This window comes from Pseudomonas sp. MYb60 (assembly GCF_002979555.1).
Lineage (GTDB): Bacteria > Pseudomonadota > Gammaproteobacteria > Pseudomonadales > Pseudomonadaceae > Aquipseudomonas.
Genome location: NZ_PCOZ01000034.1, coordinates 1 through 17,318 on the forward strand (window position 1 = coordinate 1; position 17,318 = coordinate 17,318).

The following is a 17,318-nucleotide window of genomic DNA, read 5'->3' on the forward strand; positions in this document are numbered from 1 at the left end:
TGTCCCCTTCGTCTAGTGGCCTAGGACACCGCCCTTTCACGGCGGTAACAGGGGTTCGAGTCCCCTAGGGGACGCCACGATTACCCGCTCTGCGGGATTTTTAAGGGTCATTCAATTATTGAATGGCCCTTTTGTTTGTCTGGCGTTTGGCCATTTCCTGCTTCCCTCCTACGATCCCTTCTGACCAATGGTCATGTCTGTCGCTTGCGAAATATTATTATGGTAATAATATTCAACCCATGAGCGACGGAGGCAATGATGAGCGATAAAAAAGCGCAAACCCGCGAACGCATTCTGCAGGCTGCCAGCGCGGCATTGATTCAGCGCGGCCCGGCAGAACCGAGTGTGGGTGAAGTCATGGGCGCGGCGGGGCTGACCGTCGGTGGTTTCTATGCGCACTTTGAAAGCAAGGACGCGCTGATGCTGGAGGCGTTCACCGAGCTGCTGGCCAAGCGCCGTGCCTCGATCGACGACATGGACGCCCACCTGACCGGCGAAGAGCGCAGGGCCCTGGTGGCGGCGTTCTACCTGTCGCGCAAGCACCGCGACTCCACCGCCCAGGCCTGCCCGATCCCGGCAACCGTCGGCGAGATGAGCCGCCTGCCGGATGAATTCCGCCAGGCGTTGAACGAGCACTGCGAGCTGATGGCTGCGCAACTGGCCGCCAGCCCCGAAGACACCGACAAGGCCCTGGCCGACATGGCACTGATGATCGGTGGCCTGGCCCTGGCTCGCGCCCTGGGCCCGGGTGAGTTATCTGACCGTGTATTGCGCGCCGCCAAGTCGGCCGTGCGCTAGAAGAGGGTGTTGAGATGGGCACGCTGACCTGGATTCGTCGCATCAACGGCACCCTGGGGCATCTGGCACCGCAAACGGTGGCCAATAAGATGCGGCGTGCTTTCATGACCCCGCGCGAGCTGCCGCCCCGTGACTGGGAGCTGCCGCTGTTGGCGCAATCGGAGCGCATCACCCTGCGTTTCGGCCTGTCGGCATTGCGTTGGGGCCAGGGGCCTGCGGTGCTGCTGATGCACGGTTGGGAAGGGCGGCCCACCCAGTTCGCCAGCCTGATTACGGCGCTGGTCGACAACGGTTATTCGGTGATCGCGCTGGACGGCCCTGCCCACGGCCGTTCACCGGGGCGCGAGGCTCATGTGCTGCTGTTTGCCCGTGCGATGCTGGAGGCTGCCGCCGAGCTGCCGCCGCTGCATGCGGTGGTCGGTCACTCCATGGGCGGCGCCAGTGCGATGCTGGCGGTGCAGTTGGGGCTGCGGACCGAGGCGCTGGTGAGTATCGCCGCGCCGTCGCGCTTGCTTGATGTGCTGCGTGGGTTTACCAGGATGGTCGGGTTGCCGGCGCGGGCGCGTTCGGCATTCATCCAGGAAGTCGAACAGACCTTCGGCATGCCGCTCAAGCACCTGGACGTGGCCCATTACCAGCTGAACATTCCCGGCTTGATCGTGCATGCCGAAGACGACACGTTCGTTCCGGTCAACGCCAGCCAGGCCATCCATGACGCCTGGTTCGACAGCCGGCTGCTGCGCCTGGAGCACGGCGGGCATCAGAAGGTGCTGGCCGATCCAAAAGTGATCGACGCGGTACTGGCGTTACTGGCCGGTGTGCGTCTACAGGCGCGGCAAACCGCCTGATACACTGCCCAGCCGAGATCAACCGACTGGAGCAACGCATGGGCTGGGATTTGGCAACGCCGTTCATCATCGACCTGCAGGTCGGTGCCGAAGACATCGACGGCCTCGGCCATGCCAACAACGCGGTGTACGTGTCCTGGCTCGAGCGCTGCGCCTGGCGCCATTCCCAGCGTCTTGGCCTGGACCTCACCGAATACCGTCGCCTGGACCGCGCCATGGCGGTGGTGCGCCACGAGATCGATTACCTTGCGGCCGGTTATGAAGGTGACGAACTGCAATTGGCCACCTGGATCGTCGACTGGGACCAGCGCTTGAAAATGACCCGCCGTTTCCAATTATTCCGTCCCCGCGACGGTGTGACCCTGCTGCGGGCGCAAACCACTTTTGTGTGCATCGAGCTGTCCAGCGGCAAACCCAAACGCATGCCGGCAGAATTCCTCGACGGCTATGGCCCCGCCCTGACGGGGGGTTAACGGTTGCCGCAGGAAACCCAGTAAACTGCGCCACGATTTTTGTTGAGTGTTTTCCATGCAAATTGCTTTGGCGCCCATGGAGGGGTTGGTCGACAACATCCTGCGGGACGTGTTGACCCGTGTCGGCGGGATTGACTGGTGTGTGACCGAATTCATCCGCGTCAACGACCGCCTGCTCACCCCGGCGTATTTTCACAAGCTCGCCCCGGAATTGCTGCACGGTGCCCACACCGCTGCGGGCGTGCCGCTGCGTGTGCAACTGCTGGGCTCGGACCCGGTGTGCCTGGCGGAAAACGCGGCCCTGGCCTGCGAGTTGGGCTCGCAAGTGATTGACCTGAATTTCGGCTGTCCGGCCAAAACGGTGAACAAGTCCCGTGGCGGCGCGGTGTTGCTCAAGGAACCGGAGCTGCTCAACCAGATCGTCGAACACGTGCGCCGTGCCGTGCCTGCCCACATCCCGGTGACCGCGAAGATGCGCCTGGGCTTCGACAGCCCGGACGGCGCGCTGGTGTGCGCCACCGCATTGGCCGAGGGCGGCGCAGCCCATATCGTCGTGCATGCCCGCACCAAGACCGATGGCTACAAGCCGCCAGCGCACTGGGAGTGGATCCCGCGCGTGCAGGACGTGGTCAACGTGCCGGTGTTCGCCAATGGCGATATCTGGAGCGTTGACGACTGGAAGCGTTGCCGTGAAGTCAGCGGTGCCGAAGACATCATGCTCGGCCGTGGCCTGGTCGCACGCCCTGACCTCGCGCGGCAGATTGCGGCGGCGAAGGCAGGTGAGGACGTGGTGGAAATGACCTGGGTGCAGATGCAGCCCATGCTTCAGGAATTCTGGACCCAGTCGGTCGCTCAACTGACCGAGCGACAGGCGCCGGGCCGTCTCAAGCAGTGGCTGGCGATGCTGACGCGCAATTATCCGGAGGCGGTGGAACTGTTCACTGCCATGCGACGTGAGACTGACTTGCGCGCCGTCAGCCAATTGTTGGGGATGGCGCATCCGGGCGAAGTCGTAGCCCAGTAATAACAGGATTATATTTAAAGAGTTTTCATTGTTCGAATCATGGGCGCCTGAGGCGCCCTTTTTTATGGGCGCAATGTCCGTTGCGCGTCTGCGCAGCCATGTAAGCAAGTTTGAGTGTAGTAAGTAATTGCAATAATACGCAGTGGCGCGTGGGTCACCTCTTCGAAGGTGATAGTAGCGTGCGCGTGAACTAACACACCTTCATTGTGGATGGCGTGGGGAAGGGTGTCCGTGTGTTGCCTGTAGTGAGGTTTATAAGCGTATGTTTCGAATGCCTCGGATCACAGGCTCCGGCGCGGGTACGTTTTTGCGAATGTCCATGAGGCAAAGTCTGAAAGTGGCGTGTCGTTTCCTTATGTAAGGTCCGATTTCAGGAACTCGATTACGCCAGGGTCCACCTAGGTAGGGACTGAAGTGCAACGGTCGTTGCGCTCGGCCAATGCAGAAGGTTTTTCGCCCCTGCTATTTCCAGTTTTAACTTTATAAGGATCGTTTTATATGTCTCTGTCGGTTAATAACCCTACACTTGCCACTGTCGCTCGTTCCCATCGTCACGCGGAGTTGATGGATTCCAAGAACTGCGTAAAAGCCGGGTTTGGCGCTCCTGCACCAAGTTCCAGTGGCGTTGCAATGCGTACCGATAATTTGAAATTCAACTCGGGTGATGCAGCGGTCAGTGCGGGGGCGTTGACGAAGTTGTTCGATATGCTTGAAGCCGTCTTCAAATCGATGCGCGAAATGTTTTCCGGCCGGGATCAGTCGGCAGATCGTTTAGTGCACAATCACACTCCCCATCCGCACAAACCAGAAGGCGCCGTGCAGCCAAAAACGTCGGATAGCCCGGCTCTGCCCAACACTTTATTGAAAGCCAATGAGTCACCAAAGGCCAAGCTGGAAAACAGCGTGCTGCCAAAGATGGTTGCCGATAGCGGCAAACAACCAAGCGTCCTGCAAGAAAAACCGCTGGAACAAAAAGCGTCTCAGTTGACTGGCAAAGCCCTTGATAAAAACGCTTCCACGTCGGTGCCATCTGCCCTTACTGGGGACGCTGGCAAGCTTTCGGTCGAGGTAAAACCGCAGGAGCGTAGCGTGATCCCAGGACGGCCCTTTATTCCAGGCCATCCGGGCGTCACTACGCCTCATATCAACGTCAGCAATGATTCGAACGCTCAAATCAAAGTCGAAGTGAATGTCGCGCCTTGCCCCCATCATGCGCACGATGCCGGATCGTTGGTCAACAACGTTCAACCTGGCCACGACTTCCATCGTAAAGCTCCAGAGCAGAGCACGAATGAAGCGACAGCGGAGGTACTCAAGCAAGGCACAGCCAAAGTGCTGGCCGATGGCAATAAAAAGATCGATGTCCAGGCCAAGACGGCAGACGACACTAAGTTAGGTGTGATCAAGCAAGACACAGCCAAAGTGCTGGCTGAAGGCAATAAAAAGATCGATGTCCAGGCCAAGACGGCAGACGACACTAAGTTAGGTGTGATCAAGCAAGACACAGCCAAAGTGCTGGCTGAAGGCAATAAAAAGATCGATGTCCAGGCCAAGACGGCAGACGACACTAAGTTAGGTGTGATCAAGCAAGACACAGCCAAAGTGCTGGCCGACGGCAATAAAAAGACCGACGCCCAGGCAAAGACGGCAGACGACACTAAGTCAGGTGTGATCAAGCAAGACACAGCCAAAGTGCTGGCCGAAGGCAATAAAAAGATCGATGTCCAGGCCAAGACGGCAGACGACACTAAGTCAGGCGTGATCAAGCAAGACGCAGCCAACGTACTGGCCGATGGCAATAAAAAGATCGATGTCCAGGCCAAGACGGCAGACGACACTAAGTCAGGCGTGATCAAGCAAGACACAGCCAAAGTGCTGGTCGAAGGGGATAAAAAGACCGATACCCAGGCCAGTACCGCGAAACAAACGTCGTCGGGCAAGGTTCAGCAGGACGCTGCAAAAATCGCCAACCAGACGATGCAGAATGACGGCCTTGCTGCGCAGAAGGGCCTCAAGACGCCGCCTGTCGTTGAACGCCAGGACCCGCCTCTTCCGAAGCCAGGACTGACCACTCCCGGCCCAGCCTGAAACCCAACCCTGGCTGGGGGGGCGGTTTCGATACAGCCACCCTCGTGTCAGTTTCTTGAGTAAATACAGGGGCTCTCCGAATCAGAGCGTCGGAGAAGCCCTGAGGATGGAGGCAAGAGATGTCGTGTAATTTGATCAATAAAATACCCGGTGCGGTGGGTGTGCAGCCTGATTTTTCCAGAAGGTCTGCCAATACTCCGCTTTACGCTGGCGCGGCGAATGGTGTCGGGGGCGGTGAGAAACTCGCGCCTGTGCCCCGCGTCCAGTCCCTGGTGGGCGAAGAGGAGAGAAGCGCCCAGCTCAACGCGATGTTGAGCATGTTCAGGTCTTTCATACAGCAGTTGCTCCAGATGGTTGGCGACAAAAAAGACAAGGAGGGCCGGGACGTCGCGCCAAGCCCCACCGACAAGGTCATTCCTGACCCGTTTCTCCCCAAGCCGAAACCGGATCTGCCCATTCCAGGGCTCTCGACAAAACGGGATGGCGCCAAGCCGGATAATATCTGGAGCGGCTTTCGCCAGGGGCCCGACGGGAATTGCGTCACTGTCTCCGCTATCAAGGCAGCCATGGTCCGGTTCGGTCAGAGCCCCACGGACATCTTCAAGGAGGTCGCGAAGACGCAGAGTGGTTACACGGTGACAATGAGGGATAACGTCGAGGTCAAGCTCACCGAGGCGGAGTTGAAGCAGGCGGCGGCGGGGTCTCGGTTTGTCGGTCTGGATAAGGGCATGCTCAAGGATGCTCAGTTTCTCTACGCCGTCAGTGCCAAGCGGGCACAAATGGAAAACAACGATCGCACGGCAGCCGGGAGTTTTCGCGCTGCGATCAACAGCCTCAACGATGGTGAGGATGAGCGCGGCGCAGGGGAGGGGTTCTTGCGGTTGGGTTTGAAGCATCATATGAAAAAGGTACATGTGAGCGAACTGGCCCGCGGCGAGATCGGCATGGTCAATCGCGCCCAGCATTCAGTTGCCGTGATCAATGGCCGTGAGGAGTTATGGGGGACGGTGGGTGGGAGGCCCTTGCGGGGTGATGCGGTGGCCCTCAAATGACGCTGTCGACACACGTCTGCTCGTGTACCGTCAGCTACCGCCAACCTGAACCTGTCGCTCCCCAGTTGCCGGCCAAGCCGCGAGACGAGCCGCCCGCCATTCCGGCTGCATTTGACGCTTCCGAGCGGTCCTTTGGTGAGTTCTTCGACACCAGTTCCCACGCCGCCGTCATCAAGATGATGATGATGACACTGGGGCAAACCCCGGCCGATCTGTTTGATGGAGTCACGGCTGAGGGCGACGGCTATCGCATCAAAATGAAAGATGAGTACGAGGTCACGGTGTCTGCTCAGGAGCTGAAACAGGTTGCGCGTGCTTCGCGGTTCAAGGGGGGCGATCAACACGCCGTCGAGACTGCCAACGTTGTGCTCGCGGCGTTCGTCAAACGCAAACAGCAACGCGGGGGTTTTGCCAGTTTCGACGCCGCGCTGGCGAAGACGTTGCAGGGGGAGACGGTGCTGAACTGCTTGAAAGGCATGGGCGTGTATGGCATCTCCCGCTACGTAGCGCCGAGTCAGTTGGTGGGGGATGGCGTGGTCGGGGTGCAATCAACCAGCACCTTTGGCAGCGGCCTGGTACTCAACGGCATCCGGCACAGTCATGGCGATCAACGCAAGATCGATCAGCGCTATGGTTATCGGTTGTTTCCGTCAACACCCCGTTCCCGGTTGCGCCCGCAAACGCCGCAAGTACCGGTGAAGCCGAAGGACATCTGGCATGGCTTTTATCAAGGCAGGGAAGGCAATTGCGTGACCGTATCGGCGATCAAGGCGGCGATGATGCGGTTCGGACAGCACCCGGACACCATCTACAAACAGGTGACGGCCGTGTCTAATGGCTTCGATGTGGTGATGCGCGATGGGTTCACGCTGCACCTGACCCATGCCGAGCTGCAAAAAGCCACGCAGGCTTCCCATCTGCGCGGCAGTGACCGGTCGTTGCTGGAGGCCGCCAACTTTCTGTATGCGGTGAGTGCCAAGCGTGCGCACATGGAAAACAACGACTTCAGAGGCGGCGAGAGTTTTGATAAGGCCATCGAAACCCTCAATGACGGTGAAATACCGGGACAAGCCCTGCGCCGGTTGGGGTTGTACGGCTACATCCGCGCGAGTGACGTGAAGGAGTTGGCCAACGGCGCCATCGGCACCCTCGCCGACGGCGGTCACTCGGTCGCGGTGATAGACGGGGCGCTGGATTTCTACGGACAGAAGCAAAGCCTGGTGTCATCACGCTGGATGAATCCGTCAATGTGGGCGTCGAAGCTGGCTTAATCCAGCAGCCGTCGAAACCCTTCAATCGGTAACGGCCGGCTATGCAAATAACCCTGGAACAAGTGGCAGCCCAGCTTTTGCAGGAATGCCAGTTGTTCCGGGGTTTCCACGCCTTCGGCGATCACTTCCAGGTTGAGGCTGCGGGCCATGGCCACGATGGCGCGAATGATTTCGGCATCGTTCGGGTCGTGGGTGGCATCGCGCACGAAGGACTGGTCGATTTTCAGCACATCCACCGGCAGGCGCTTGAGGTAGGTGAGTGACGAATAACCGGTGCCGAAGTCATCCATCGCAAAACTCACGCCGAGTTTTTTCAGGCGGCGCATTTTGCTGATGGTGTCCTCCAGGTTCTGGATCACGATGCCTTCGGTGATCTCCAGCTTCAGCAGGTTGCACGGCAGGGCATGTTGCCTGAGGCTGCGTTCGACCCGCTCGACAAAGTCGTTCTGACGGAATTGGCGAGGGCTGATGTTCACGCACAGGCTGAAGTTTTTCGGGTCGACTTTCTGCTCCTTGATCAATTGCCCGAAAGCCGCGCACGCTTCATCGAGGATCCAGGTGCCGACCTCAAGGATCAGCCCGCTGTCTTCCAGCACCTTGATGAATTCCGAGGGCGACTGCGCCCCAAGCTGCGGGTGCTGCCAGCGCACCAGCGCCTCGGCCCCGACAATCTTGTTGCCGCGCGCATCCACCTGGGGTTGGTAATGCACGCTGAATTCGCCCCGGGACAGGGCCAGGCGCAGGTCGGTCTCCATGCGCAGGCGTTCGCTGGCGGTTTTCTGCATGCTGTTGTGAAACATCTGCGTGGTGTTGCGCCCCGAATCCTTGGCGCGGTACAGCGCGATATCAGCACGCTTGAGCAGGTCGGCCGGGGTCGAGCCGTGGTCGGGGATCAGCGCCACGCCAATGCTCGGGGTGACCTGCAGGCGATGGCCATCGAGGAACATCGGCTCCGAGAGCAATTCACGCAGGGTATCGGCCAGTTCCTGCACCTGCGCGCTGACTTCCGCGCGCGAACCCTCCAGCCCGCTGAGCAGCACCACGAACTCATCGCCCCCCAGGCGCGCCACGGTGTCTTCCATGCGCACGCTGGCCTCCAGCCGCGCGGTGACTATTTTCAATACCGTGTCGCCCACCGGGTGGCCGAGGGAGTCGTTGATGTGCTTGAAGTGGTCCAGGTCCAGGAACAGCAGCGCCCCGCGCAGGTTGTGGCGCTTGAGCAATGCAATCTGCTGGCTCAGGCGGTCCATCAGCAGGGCGCGGTTGGGCAGGTTGGTCAGCGGGTCGTGGTAGGCCAGGTGGCGAATCTGCGCCTGCGCGTTTTTCAGCAGGCTCACGTCCCGGGCCGTCAGCAGCAGGCACGGGGTTTCGTTGAGGGTAATAGGCTCCACCGAAACCTCTACCGCCAGCAGCTCGCCGCGCTTGTTGTGCCAGAGCATTTCCAGGTGGTGGATGCGGCCCTTGATCTGCAATTCCGCCAGCAGCGCGGAGCGCTGGTTTTCATCGGCCCAGATGCCGATCTGATAGAGCGTGAGGCCAATGGCTTCTTCGGCGCGATAGCCGGTGAGGCGGCAGAAGCCGTCGTTGACCTCCACGTAGCGACCGGTGTCGCGCTCGGTGATGGAAATCGCGTCGGGGCTGGAGTGAAACGCCTTGGCGAATTTCTCTTCGCTGGCCTTCAGCGCGGCTTCCGAGCGTTGTTGCTGGGTAATGTCTCGCAGCGTAGTGACGATGCAGGGTTCCTCGCCGACTTTGATCAGGCGGCTGGAGATCACGCAGGTCAGACCCCGGCCATCCTTATGATGCGCCACGATGGCTACGTTGCTCAGGGCCTGTTCGCGAATTACCCGCTCGATGCGTTGCAGACGCTTGTTGGACTCTTCCCACAGGCCTATCTGCTCGGCGCTTTTGTCGATCACCTCGGCGGCGGTCCAGCCGAAGGTCTGGGTGAACGCCGGGTTGATCTCGATAAACGCGCCGGTCTCCAGGCTGGTCACGCAGATGGGGTCGGGGCTGGCCTGGAACAGGCTGGCGAATTTTTCTTCGGAGGCGGTCAGGCGTTGTTCGCGCTCCACCTGGTCGGTAATGTCCAGTAGCGTACCGGCCATGCGCAGTGGCGCGCCTTGCTCGTTGCGGTAGAGGCGGGCACGGCTTTCCAGGTAGCGCGAGCTGCCGTCCTCCATTTGCACGCGGTAGGTCAGTTGGTAGTTGCCGGCGGGGCCTTCGCGCAACGTGCGGTAGGCATTGCGCATATTTTCGCGTTCTTCAGTGGGCATGCCTTCGAAAAAAGCCTCGAAGGACTCGTGAAAGGGCTCGGGTGGCAGGCCGTGCAGTTGCGCCGCACGGGCCGAGCCGTAGAGCATGCCGGTGGGGATGTGCCAGTCCCAGGTGCCCAGTTGCGCGGAGTCCAGGGCCAGGTCGAGGCGCTCCTGGCTGTCCTTGAGGGCTTGCTCGGCGTTTTTGCGCTCGGTGGTGTCGAGGAACGTACTGATCAGATAGGCCTCGCCCTCCAGCTCGACCTTTTGCGCGCTGAGGGTGCCGTCGTGGATCTGCCCGTTGCTGGCGCAGAACTGCACTTCCATGGTGATCGGCTCGCCCTTGCGCTGGGTGGCCTTGACCAGTTGCGCGCGTTGCTCGGGGTGGCGCCACAGGCCCAGGTCCAGGGTGGTGCGGCCGAGGGCCTGGCTCAGGGGCCAGCCGAAGAGCTTCTCGAAATGCTGGTTGGCTTCGCTGATCATGCCGTCGGCCTGGCGCGTCAGCAGCACCATGTTCGGGCACAGGTGGAACAGCGTGGCGAAGCGCTTTTCGGAATGGCCCAGGGCGTTTTCGCGCTCGCGCTGGTGGGTGATTTCGCGAATCACGCCGATCATGCGGCGCCGGCCGGCCTTGTCCGGCGCCAGGTTGCCGTTGATCTCCAGCCAGTGACGGGTGCCGTCGGGCCACTGGATGCGGTGGTGCATGGCTTGTTCGAAGGGCTCGCCGGCCAGTACGGCATGGAACGCCCGCACCACCCGGGCGCGGTCTTCGGGGGCGAGCAGGTCGAGGTAGTCAAGGTCCTTCGGGAGGGGTTGGCGCGGGTCAAAGCCGAACAGCGCCTGGGTGCCTCGCGACCAACTGATCTTGCCGCTGTCGATTTCCCAGCACCAGGCGCCCAGGCGGGCAGCATTGAGCGCTGCCAGCAATTGGGGCGCGCTGTCCCAACTCTGTTCCGCCGCTTGAGGGTCAAGGGCGTAGATGCGGGGCAAGGGTGGTACGGAATCGGCAGGATTGCGCATTATCAAAGGGCCTTGGCTCGATGGGCATAACGCGCGGATGTACTCAGTCCTTGAGGCCGCACAGCATCATGCCGGTATCCCTGGCAGTTCGACCTGTGCATCCAATAGGCTCATGAAGGCCCGCGCAGCGTTCGACAGCGTCCTTTCGGTGTGCACGATATAGCCTAGCTGGCGACTGAGCTGTATGCCCGGCAAAGCGATACTTGTTACTTGATCATCGAGCATGGTGCGGGGCAAAACGCTCCATGCCAGGCCGATGGAAACCATCATCTTGATAGTTTCCAGGTAGTTAGTGCTCATCGCGATGTTTGGCGCCAAGCCCTGGGTTTCGAACAGGCGGCTGACGATATGGTGGGTAAAGGTGTTGCCGCCGGGAAAAACCGCCGGGTGCTTCGCAATATCGGCCAGGGAAACGGTGCCGTTGAGGGTCAGGCTGTGTTCCGGCGCCACCACGAAATCCAGCGGGTCGTCCCAGACCGGGGTGGCACGCACCAGATGGTGGGGGTCGGGCGCGAGGGTGATCACCGCCACTTCGGCGCGGCCATGGAGGATTTCTTCGTAGGCCACTTCCGAATCCAGGAACTGAATATCCAGCGCCACGTTGGGGTATTCCCGCGTGAACGTGCGCAGCACCGGCGGCAGGCGGTGCAGGCCGATGTGATGGCTGGTGGCCAGAGTCAGCCGGCCGGTGACTTCACCGGTCAGGTTGGTGAGGGCGCGGCGGGTGTCGTCCAGCACGTTCAGAATCTGATAGGCACGTGGCAGCAGGGCCCGGCCCGCTTCGGTCAGGCCGACTTCGCGGCCCAGGCGATCGAACAGGCGCACCTTCAGTTGTTGTTCCAGCCCGGCGATGCGTTTGCTGATGGCCGGTTGGGTCAGGTGCAGGCGTTCGCCCGCGCCCGAGAAGCTGCCGGTCTCGGCAATGGCGATAAAGGCATTGAGGTTGGCCAGGTCCATGTCAGTATTCCAGTTGGTAATCCAAAGCATAAAAAATATGAATTTGAGTTATTTAATGTAGCGCCATACCATCAGCCTCACAAGCCAAAGGGTTATTGAAAAGCCCGGCGTATGAAACACCGCTGATGAGGACCGACTGATGGCCGGCAAGACGCTTTACGACAAGCTTTGGGATTCCCATGAAGTGAAACGGCGCGACGATGGCTCGTCGCTGATCTATATCGACCGTCACATCATCCATGAAGTGACCTCGCCCCAAGCGTTCGAAGGCCTGCGACTGGCCGGGCGCAAGCCATGGCGCGTCGACTCCATCATTGCCACCCCGGACCACAACGTCCCGACCACCCCTGAGCGCAAGGGCGGCATCGACGCTATCGTCGACACCGTGTCGCGCTTGCAAGTGCAGACCCTCGACGACTACTGCGACGAATACGGCATCACCGAATTCAAGATGAATGACGTGCGCCAGGGCATCGTCCACGTGATCGGCCCGGAGCAGGGCGCGACCTTGCCGGGCATGACCGTGGTCTGCGGTGACTCCCACACGTCCACCCACGGTGCTTTCGGCGCCCTGGCCCATGGCATTGGCACCTCCGAGGTGGAACACGTGTTCGCCACCCAGTGCCTGGTCGCCAAGAAAATGAAAAACATGCTGGTGCGCGTCGAAGGCCAGTTGCCGTTCGGCGTGACGGCCAAGGACATCGTCCTCGCGGTCATCGGCAAGATCGGCACCGCCGGCGGTAACGGCCATGCCATCGAGTTCGCCGGCAGCGCGATTCGCGACCTGTCCATCGAAGGCCGCATGACCATCTGCAACATGTCCATCGAAGCCGGTGCCCGCGTGGGCATGGTGGCGGCGGACGAAAAGACCGTCGAATACGTCAAGGGTCGTCCATTCGCACCGGCTGGCGCCGATTGGGACGCTGCGGTCGAAGCCTGGAAAGACCTGGTCTCCGACGCCGATGCGGTGTTCGACACCGTGGTCGAACTGGACGCTGCCCAGATCAAGCCGCAAGTGAGCTGGGGCACCTCGCCGGAAATGGTCTTGGCCGTTGACCAGAACGTGCCGGACCCGGCCAAGGAAGCCGACCTGGTCAAGCGCGGTTCCATCGAACGTGCCTTGAAGTACATGGGCCTTACGGCCAACCAGGCGATTACCGACATTCAGTTGGATCGCGTGTTCATCGGTTCCTGCACCAACTCGCGGATCGAAGACCTGCGCGCCGCGGCGGTCATCGCCAAAGGTCGCAAAGTTGCCTCGACCATCAAGCAAGCCATCGTGGTGCCGGGCTCGGGCCTGGTGAAGGCGCAAGCCGAAGCTGAAGGCCTGGACAAGATCTTCCTCGAAGCCGGTTTTGAATGGCGCGAGCCGGGCTGCTCGATGTGCCTGGCAATGAACCCGGACCGTTTGGAGTCGGGCGAGCATTGCGCGTCCACCTCCAACCGTAACTTCGAAGGGCGCCAGGGCGCCGGTGGGCGTACCCACCTGGTCAGCCCGGCCATGGCCGCTGCGGCCGCCGTCAACGGTCGTTTCATCGACGTTCGCGAATTGATCTGAGGAATACCCGATGCGTGCTTTTACTCAACACACCGGCCTTGTCGCCCCTTTGGATCGTGCCAACGTCGACACCGACCAGATCATCCCCAAGCAGTTCTTGAAGTCGATCAAGCGCACCGGTTTCGGCCCGAACCTGTTCGACGAGTGGCGCTACCTGGATGTGGGCTACGCCTACCAGGACAACTCCAAGCGTCCGCTGAACAAGGACTTCGTGCTCAACGCCGAGCGTTACCAAGGCGCCAGCGTGCTGCTGGCCCGCGAGAACTTCGGGTGCGGCTCCAGCCGTGAGCACGCGCCGTGGGCCCTGGAAGAATATGGCTTTCGCAGCATCATCGCGCCGAGCTATGCCGACATCTTCTTCAACAACAGCTTCAAGAATGGCTTGTTGCCGATCATCTTGACGGATGAAGAAGTCGACGAGTTGTTCAAGCAGGTGGAGGCCGAAGAGGGCTACCAACTGACCGTCGACCTGGCCGCGCAAACCGTGACCCGACCGGATGGCAAGGTGTATCACTTTGAGGTGGACGCCTTCCGCAAGCACTGCCTGATCAACGGCCTGGATGATATCGGCCTGACCTTGCAGGACGGCGATGCGATTGCCGCATTTGAAGCCAGGCACCGGGCGAGCCAGCCCTGGTTGTTTCGCGATTGATGTGAGGCAGGACCGCCGCCATCGAGGGCAAGCCCCCTCCCACAGTTGAAATGCGCTCCCCTGTGGGAAGGGGCTTGCCCCCGATGAGGCCAGTGTTAACAACACAAAACCCAAGGAAAGCACCATGACCAGCACCGCCCACACCCAAGTCGTGCAAAAACAATTCGGCGAGCAAGCCTCGGCTTACCTGAGCAGTGCCGTGCACGCTCAGGGCACCGAATTCGCGCTGCTGCAGGCCGAACTGGCCGGGCAGGGCGCTGCGCGACTGCTGGACCTGGGCTGCGGTGCCGGGCATGTCAGCTTCCACACGGCGCCGCTGGTGAAGGAAGTGGTGGCCTACGACCTGTCCCAGCAGATGCTCGACGTAGTTGCCGCTGCGGCAGTTGACCGTGGCCTGGGCAACATTCGCACCGTGCACGGCGCCGCCGAACGCCTGCCGTTCGCCGATGGCGAGTTCGACTTCGTGTTCAGCCGCTATTCGGCCCACCACTGGAGCGACCTCGGCCTGGCCCTGCGTGAAGTGCGCCGTGTGCTCAAGCCGGGCGGCGTGGCGGCGTTCGTCGACGTCTTGTCACCGGGCAGCCCGCTGTTGGACACTTACCTGCAAACCGTCGAAGTGCTGCGCGACACCAGCCACGTGCGCGATTACGCTGCCGCCGAATGGATGCAGCAGCTCAGCGAGTCCGGTCTGCATGTGCGCAACAGTAGCCGTCAGCGCCTGCGCCTGGAATACACCTCGTGGGTCGAGCGCATGCGCACGCCAGAGGTTCTGCGCGCAGCCATCCTTGAGCTGCAAAAGGCGATGGGCCAGGAAGTGCGTGACTATTACGAAATTCAGGCCGACGGCACCTTCAGCACCGACGTGCTGGTGGTCTTCGCCGAACGCTGATTGATTTTTCCCGACCTGCCCACGGGCGGGTCGCTCGATGAAATGAGGAACCCATGAGCAAGCAGATTCTGATTCTCCCTGGCGACGGTATTGGTCCGGAAATCATGGCCGAAGCGGTCAAGGTACTGGAACTCGCCAACAGCAAGTACAGCCTGGGCTTCGAGCTGAGCCACGACGTGATCGGCGGCGCGGCCATCGACAAGCACGGCGTGCCCCTGGCCGATGAAACCCTGGACCGCGCCCGTGCGGCCGACGCCGTACTGCTGGGCGCCGTGGGCGGCCCAAAATGGGACAAGATCGAGCGTGACATCCGCCCTGAGCGCGGCCTGCTGAAAATCCGCGCCCAACTGGGCCTGTTCGGCAACCTGCGCCCGGCGATCCTCTATCCGCAACTGGCCGACGCGTCGAGCCTCAAGCCGGAAGTGGTGGCGGGCCTGGACATCCTGATCGTGCGCGAGCTGACCGGCGGTATCTATTTCGGCTCGCCACGCGGTGTACGTGAGCTGGAGAATGGTGAGCGCCAGGCCTACGACACCCTGCCGTACAGCGAGAGCGAAATCCGCCGTATCGCCCGTGTCGGTTTCGACATGGCCCGCGTGCGCGGCAAGAAGGTCTGCTCGGTGGACAAGGCCAACGTTTTGGCATCCAGCCAACTGTGGCGCGAAATCGTTGAGGAAGTGGCCAAGGACTACCCGGACGTCGAACTGAGCCACATGTACGTCGACAACGCCGCCATGCAACTGGTGCGTGCACCCAAGCAGTTCGACGTGATCGTCACCGACAACCTGTTCGGCGACATCCTGTCCGACCAGGCCTCGATGCTCACCGGTTCCATCGGCATGCTGCCGTCGGCGTCGCTGGACACCAACAACAAGGGCATGTACGAGCCATGCCACGGCTCGGCGCCGGACATCGCGGGGCAGGGGATTGCCAACCCGCTGGCGACGATTTTGTCGGTATCGATGATGCTGCGTTACAGCTTCAACCTGGGCGAGGCCGCGGACGCGATCGAGAAGGCCGTCAGCCTGGTGCTGGACCAGGGTTTGCGCACCGGCGACATCTGGTCGCAGGGTTGCACCAAAGTCGGTACGCAAGAAATGGGCGACGCAGTAGTCGCCGCGCTGCGGAATCTGTAATCTCTCGGGCCCGCTTGCAGTTGTCGCTGCGAAGCGGCCCACTTTTTAACAAGGTGTAGTTGCGATGAAACGTGTAGGTCTGATCGGTTGGCGCGGTATGGTCGGTTCCGTGCTCATGCAGCGGATGCTGGAAGAGCAGGATTTCGATCTTATTGAGCCGGTGTTTTTCACCACTTCAAACGTGGGTGGCCAAGGGCCGTCCGTGGGCAAGGACATTGCTCCGCTCAAGGACGCCTACAGCATTGAAGAGTTGAAGACCCTCGACGTGATTTTGACCTGTCAGGGCGGCGACTACACCAGTGAAGTCTTCCCCAAGCTGCGCGAAGCGGGCTGGCAGGGCTACTGGATCGACGCCGCGTCGAGCCTGCGCATGCAGGACGACGCCGTGATCATCCTCGACCCGGTGAACCGCAAGGTCATTGACCAGCAACTGGACGCCGGCACCAAGAACTACGTCGGCGGCAACTGCACCGTCAGCCTGATGCTGATGGGCCTGGGCGGCCTGTTCGAAGCGGGCCTGGTGGAGTGGATGAGCGCCATGACCTACCAGGCGGCCTCCGGTGCCGGCGCGCAGAACATGCGTGAACTGATCAAGCAGATGGGCGCGACCCACGCGGCCGTCGCCGATCAACTGGCCGACCCGGCCAGCGCGATCCTCGATATCGACCGCCGTGTGGCCGACGCCATGCGCAGCGACGCGTACCCGACCGAGAACTTCGGCGTGCCGTTGGCGGGCAGCCTGATCCCGTGGATCGACAAGGAACTGCCGAACGGCCAGAGCCGCGAAGAGTGGAAGGCCCAGGCCGAGACCAACAAGATCCTCGGTCGTTTCAAGAGCCCGATCCCGGTGGACGGCATCTGCGTGCGTATCGGCGCCATGCGCTGCCACAGCCAGGCGCTGACCATCAAGTTGAACAAAGACGTGCCGATCGCTGATATCGAAGGGCTGATCAGCCAGCACAACCCATGGGTCAAGCTAGTGCCGAACAACCGCGACATCAGCATGCAGGAGCTCAGCCCGACCAAGGTCACCGGCACCCTGAATGTACCGGTGGGCCGTCTGCGCAAGCTGAACATGGGCAGCCAGTTCCTCGGCGCGTTCACCGTTGGCGACCAACTGCTGTGGGGCGCGGCTGAGCCGTTGCGTCGTATGCTGCGGATTCTGCTGGAGCGTTGATCGCTTGAGGTTGTAGGAAAAACCCGCGCCTGGTGACAGGCGCGGGTTTTTTGTTGTCCGTGAGGCCGCCATCAGCCACACCCCAAGGCCTGGCTTAATTGCCTCACCCCCACCCACCCG

General features: G+C 61.2%; 14 protein-coding genes and 1 tRNA gene. 13 read left to right on the forward strand and 2 right to left on the reverse strand.

Features of this window, described 5'->3' with window-relative positions:
* The first annotated feature begins 1 nt into the window (after window position 1).
* The 8 genes from CQ041_RS25735 (at window position 2) to CQ041_RS25775 (ending at window position 7,554) form a co-directional block, all read left to right on the forward strand.
* Window positions 2–77: transfer RNA gene (locus tag CQ041_RS25735), tRNA-Glu, on the forward strand.
* Window positions 78–258: 181 nt separating this feature from the next.
* A complete protein-coding gene (locus tag CQ041_RS25740; RefSeq protein ID WP_105524881.1) occupies window positions 259–798 on the forward strand; it encodes a TetR/AcrR family transcriptional regulator in 540 nt (179 codons plus the stop codon).
* Between the two features lie 14 nt (window positions 799–812).
* A complete protein-coding gene (locus CQ041_RS25745; RefSeq protein ID WP_105524880.1) occupies window positions 813–1,646 on the forward strand; it encodes an alpha/beta hydrolase in 834 nt (277 codons plus the stop codon).
* A 38-nt stretch (window positions 1,647–1,684) separates the two neighbouring features.
* On the forward strand, window positions 1,685–2,119 hold the full coding sequence (locus tag CQ041_RS25750; protein WP_105524879.1) for a thioesterase family protein: 435 nt from the start codon (window positions 1,685–1,687) through the stop codon (window positions 2,117–2,119).
* Window positions 2,120–2,174: 55 nt separating this feature from the next.
* Complete coding sequence (locus CQ041_RS25755) at window positions 2,175–3,143, forward strand: tRNA-dihydrouridine synthase (RefSeq protein WP_105524878.1); 969 nt, start codon at window positions 2,175–2,177, stop codon at window positions 3,141–3,143.
* Window positions 3,144–3,641: 498 nt separating this feature from the next.
* Window positions 3,642–5,231 (forward strand): hypothetical protein, encoded by a 1,590-nt coding sequence (locus tag CQ041_RS26275; RefSeq protein ID WP_146116877.1) that lies wholly within the window; start codon window positions 3,642–3,644, stop codon window positions 5,229–5,231.
* Between the two features lie 119 nt (window positions 5,232–5,350).
* On the forward strand, window positions 5,351–6,283 hold the full coding sequence (locus CQ041_RS25770; protein WP_308701348.1) for a hypothetical protein: 933 nt from the start codon (window positions 5,351–5,353) through the stop codon (window positions 6,281–6,283).
* Complete coding sequence (locus CQ041_RS25775; protein ID WP_105524875.1) at window positions 6,280–7,554, forward strand: hypothetical protein; 1,275 nt, start codon at window positions 6,280–6,282, stop codon at window positions 7,552–7,554. The genes CQ041_RS25770 and CQ041_RS25775 overlap by 4 nt, the downstream gene beginning before the upstream one ends.
* Here the strand turns inward: CQ041_RS25775 and CQ041_RS25780 are convergent.
* Entirely contained in the window at window positions 7,551–10,829 is a 3,279-nt protein-coding gene (locus CQ041_RS25780; RefSeq protein WP_105524874.1) for an EAL domain-containing protein, read from the reverse strand. The two genes, CQ041_RS25775 and CQ041_RS25780, sit on opposite strands and share 4 nt — an antisense overlap.
* 66 nt (window positions 10,830–10,895) lie before the next feature.
* Complete coding sequence (locus CQ041_RS25785) at window positions 10,896–11,786, reverse strand: LysR family transcriptional regulator (RefSeq protein WP_105524873.1); 891 nt, start codon at window positions 11,784–11,786, stop codon at window positions 10,896–10,898.
* 139 nt (window positions 11,787–11,925) lie between these two features.
* Here CQ041_RS25785 and leuC point away from each other — a divergent pair, with 139 nt between their 5' ends.
* The 5 genes from leuC to asd all read left to right on the forward strand — a co-directional run bounded on the left by leuC (window position 11,926) and on the right by asd (window position 17,198).
* Window positions 11,926–13,344 (forward strand): 3-isopropylmalate dehydratase large subunit, encoded by a 1,419-nt coding sequence (leuC, locus tag CQ041_RS25790; protein ID WP_105524872.1) that lies wholly within the window; start codon window positions 11,926–11,928, stop codon window positions 13,342–13,344.
* A 10-nt stretch (window positions 13,345–13,354) separates the two neighbouring features.
* Complete coding sequence (gene leuD / locus CQ041_RS25795; RefSeq protein WP_105524871.1) at window positions 13,355–13,996, forward strand: 3-isopropylmalate dehydratase small subunit; 642 nt, start codon at window positions 13,355–13,357, stop codon at window positions 13,994–13,996.
* A gap of 124 nt (window positions 13,997–14,120) precedes the next feature.
* The gene (locus CQ041_RS25800; RefSeq protein WP_105524870.1) at window positions 14,121–14,885 is read left to right on the forward strand and encodes a class I SAM-dependent methyltransferase; all 765 of its coding nucleotides are present in this window, start codon (window positions 14,121–14,123) and stop codon (window positions 14,883–14,885) included.
* Window positions 14,886–14,938: 53 nt separating this feature from the next.
* Complete coding sequence (gene leuB, locus CQ041_RS25805; protein WP_065904535.1) at window positions 14,939–16,021, forward strand: 3-isopropylmalate dehydrogenase; 1,083 nt, start codon at window positions 14,939–14,941, stop codon at window positions 16,019–16,021.
* Between the two features lie 64 nt (window positions 16,022–16,085).
* Window positions 16,086–17,198 (forward strand): aspartate-semialdehyde dehydrogenase, encoded by a 1,113-nt coding sequence (asd, locus tag CQ041_RS25810; RefSeq protein ID WP_105524869.1) that lies wholly within the window; start codon window positions 16,086–16,088, stop codon window positions 17,196–17,198.
* The last annotated feature ends 120 nt before the right edge of the window (window positions 17,199–17,318 follow it).

Excerpts from the sequence above, each read along its gene's own strand:
- CQ041_RS25740 (WP_105524881.1), top strand. The coding sequence starts at position 259 with ATGAGCGATAAAAAAGCGCAAACCCGCGAACGCATTCTGCAGGCTGCC.
- CQ041_RS25745 (WP_105524880.1), top strand. The coding sequence starts at position 813 with ATGGGCACGCTGACCTGGATTCGTCGCATCAACGGCACCCTGGGGCAT.
- CQ041_RS25750 (WP_105524879.1), top strand. The coding sequence starts at position 1,685 with ATGGGCTGGGATTTGGCAACGCCGTTCATCATCGACCTGCAGGTCGGT.
- CQ041_RS25755 (WP_105524878.1), top strand. The coding sequence starts at position 2,175 with ATGCAAATTGCTTTGGCGCCCATGGAGGGGTTGGTCGACAACATCCTG.
- CQ041_RS26275 (WP_146116877.1), top strand. The coding sequence starts at position 3,642 with ATGTCTCTGTCGGTTAATAACCCTACACTTGCCACTGTCGCTCGTTCC.
- CQ041_RS25770 (WP_308701348.1), top strand. The coding sequence starts at position 5,351 with ATGTCGTGTAATTTGATCAATAAAATACCCGGTGCGGTGGGTGTGCAG.
- CQ041_RS25775 (WP_105524875.1), top strand. The coding sequence starts at position 6,280 with ATGACGCTGTCGACACACGTCTGCTCGTGTACCGTCAGCTACCGCCAA.
- CQ041_RS25780 (WP_105524874.1), bottom strand. The coding sequence starts at position 10,829 with ATGCGCAATCCTGCCGATTCCGTACCACCCTTGCCCCGCATCTACGCC.
- CQ041_RS25785 (WP_105524873.1), bottom strand. The coding sequence starts at position 11,786 with ATGGACCTGGCCAACCTCAATGCCTTTATCGCCATTGCCGAGACCGGC.
- leuC (WP_105524872.1), top strand. The coding sequence starts at position 11,926 with ATGGCCGGCAAGACGCTTTACGACAAGCTTTGGGATTCCCATGAAGTG.
- leuD (WP_105524871.1), top strand. The coding sequence starts at position 13,355 with ATGCGTGCTTTTACTCAACACACCGGCCTTGTCGCCCCTTTGGATCGT.
- CQ041_RS25800 (WP_105524870.1), top strand. The coding sequence starts at position 14,121 with ATGACCAGCACCGCCCACACCCAAGTCGTGCAAAAACAATTCGGCGAG.
- leuB (WP_065904535.1), top strand. The coding sequence starts at position 14,939 with ATGAGCAAGCAGATTCTGATTCTCCCTGGCGACGGTATTGGTCCGGAA.
- asd (WP_105524869.1), top strand. The coding sequence starts at position 16,086 with ATGAAACGTGTAGGTCTGATCGGTTGGCGCGGTATGGTCGGTTCCGTG.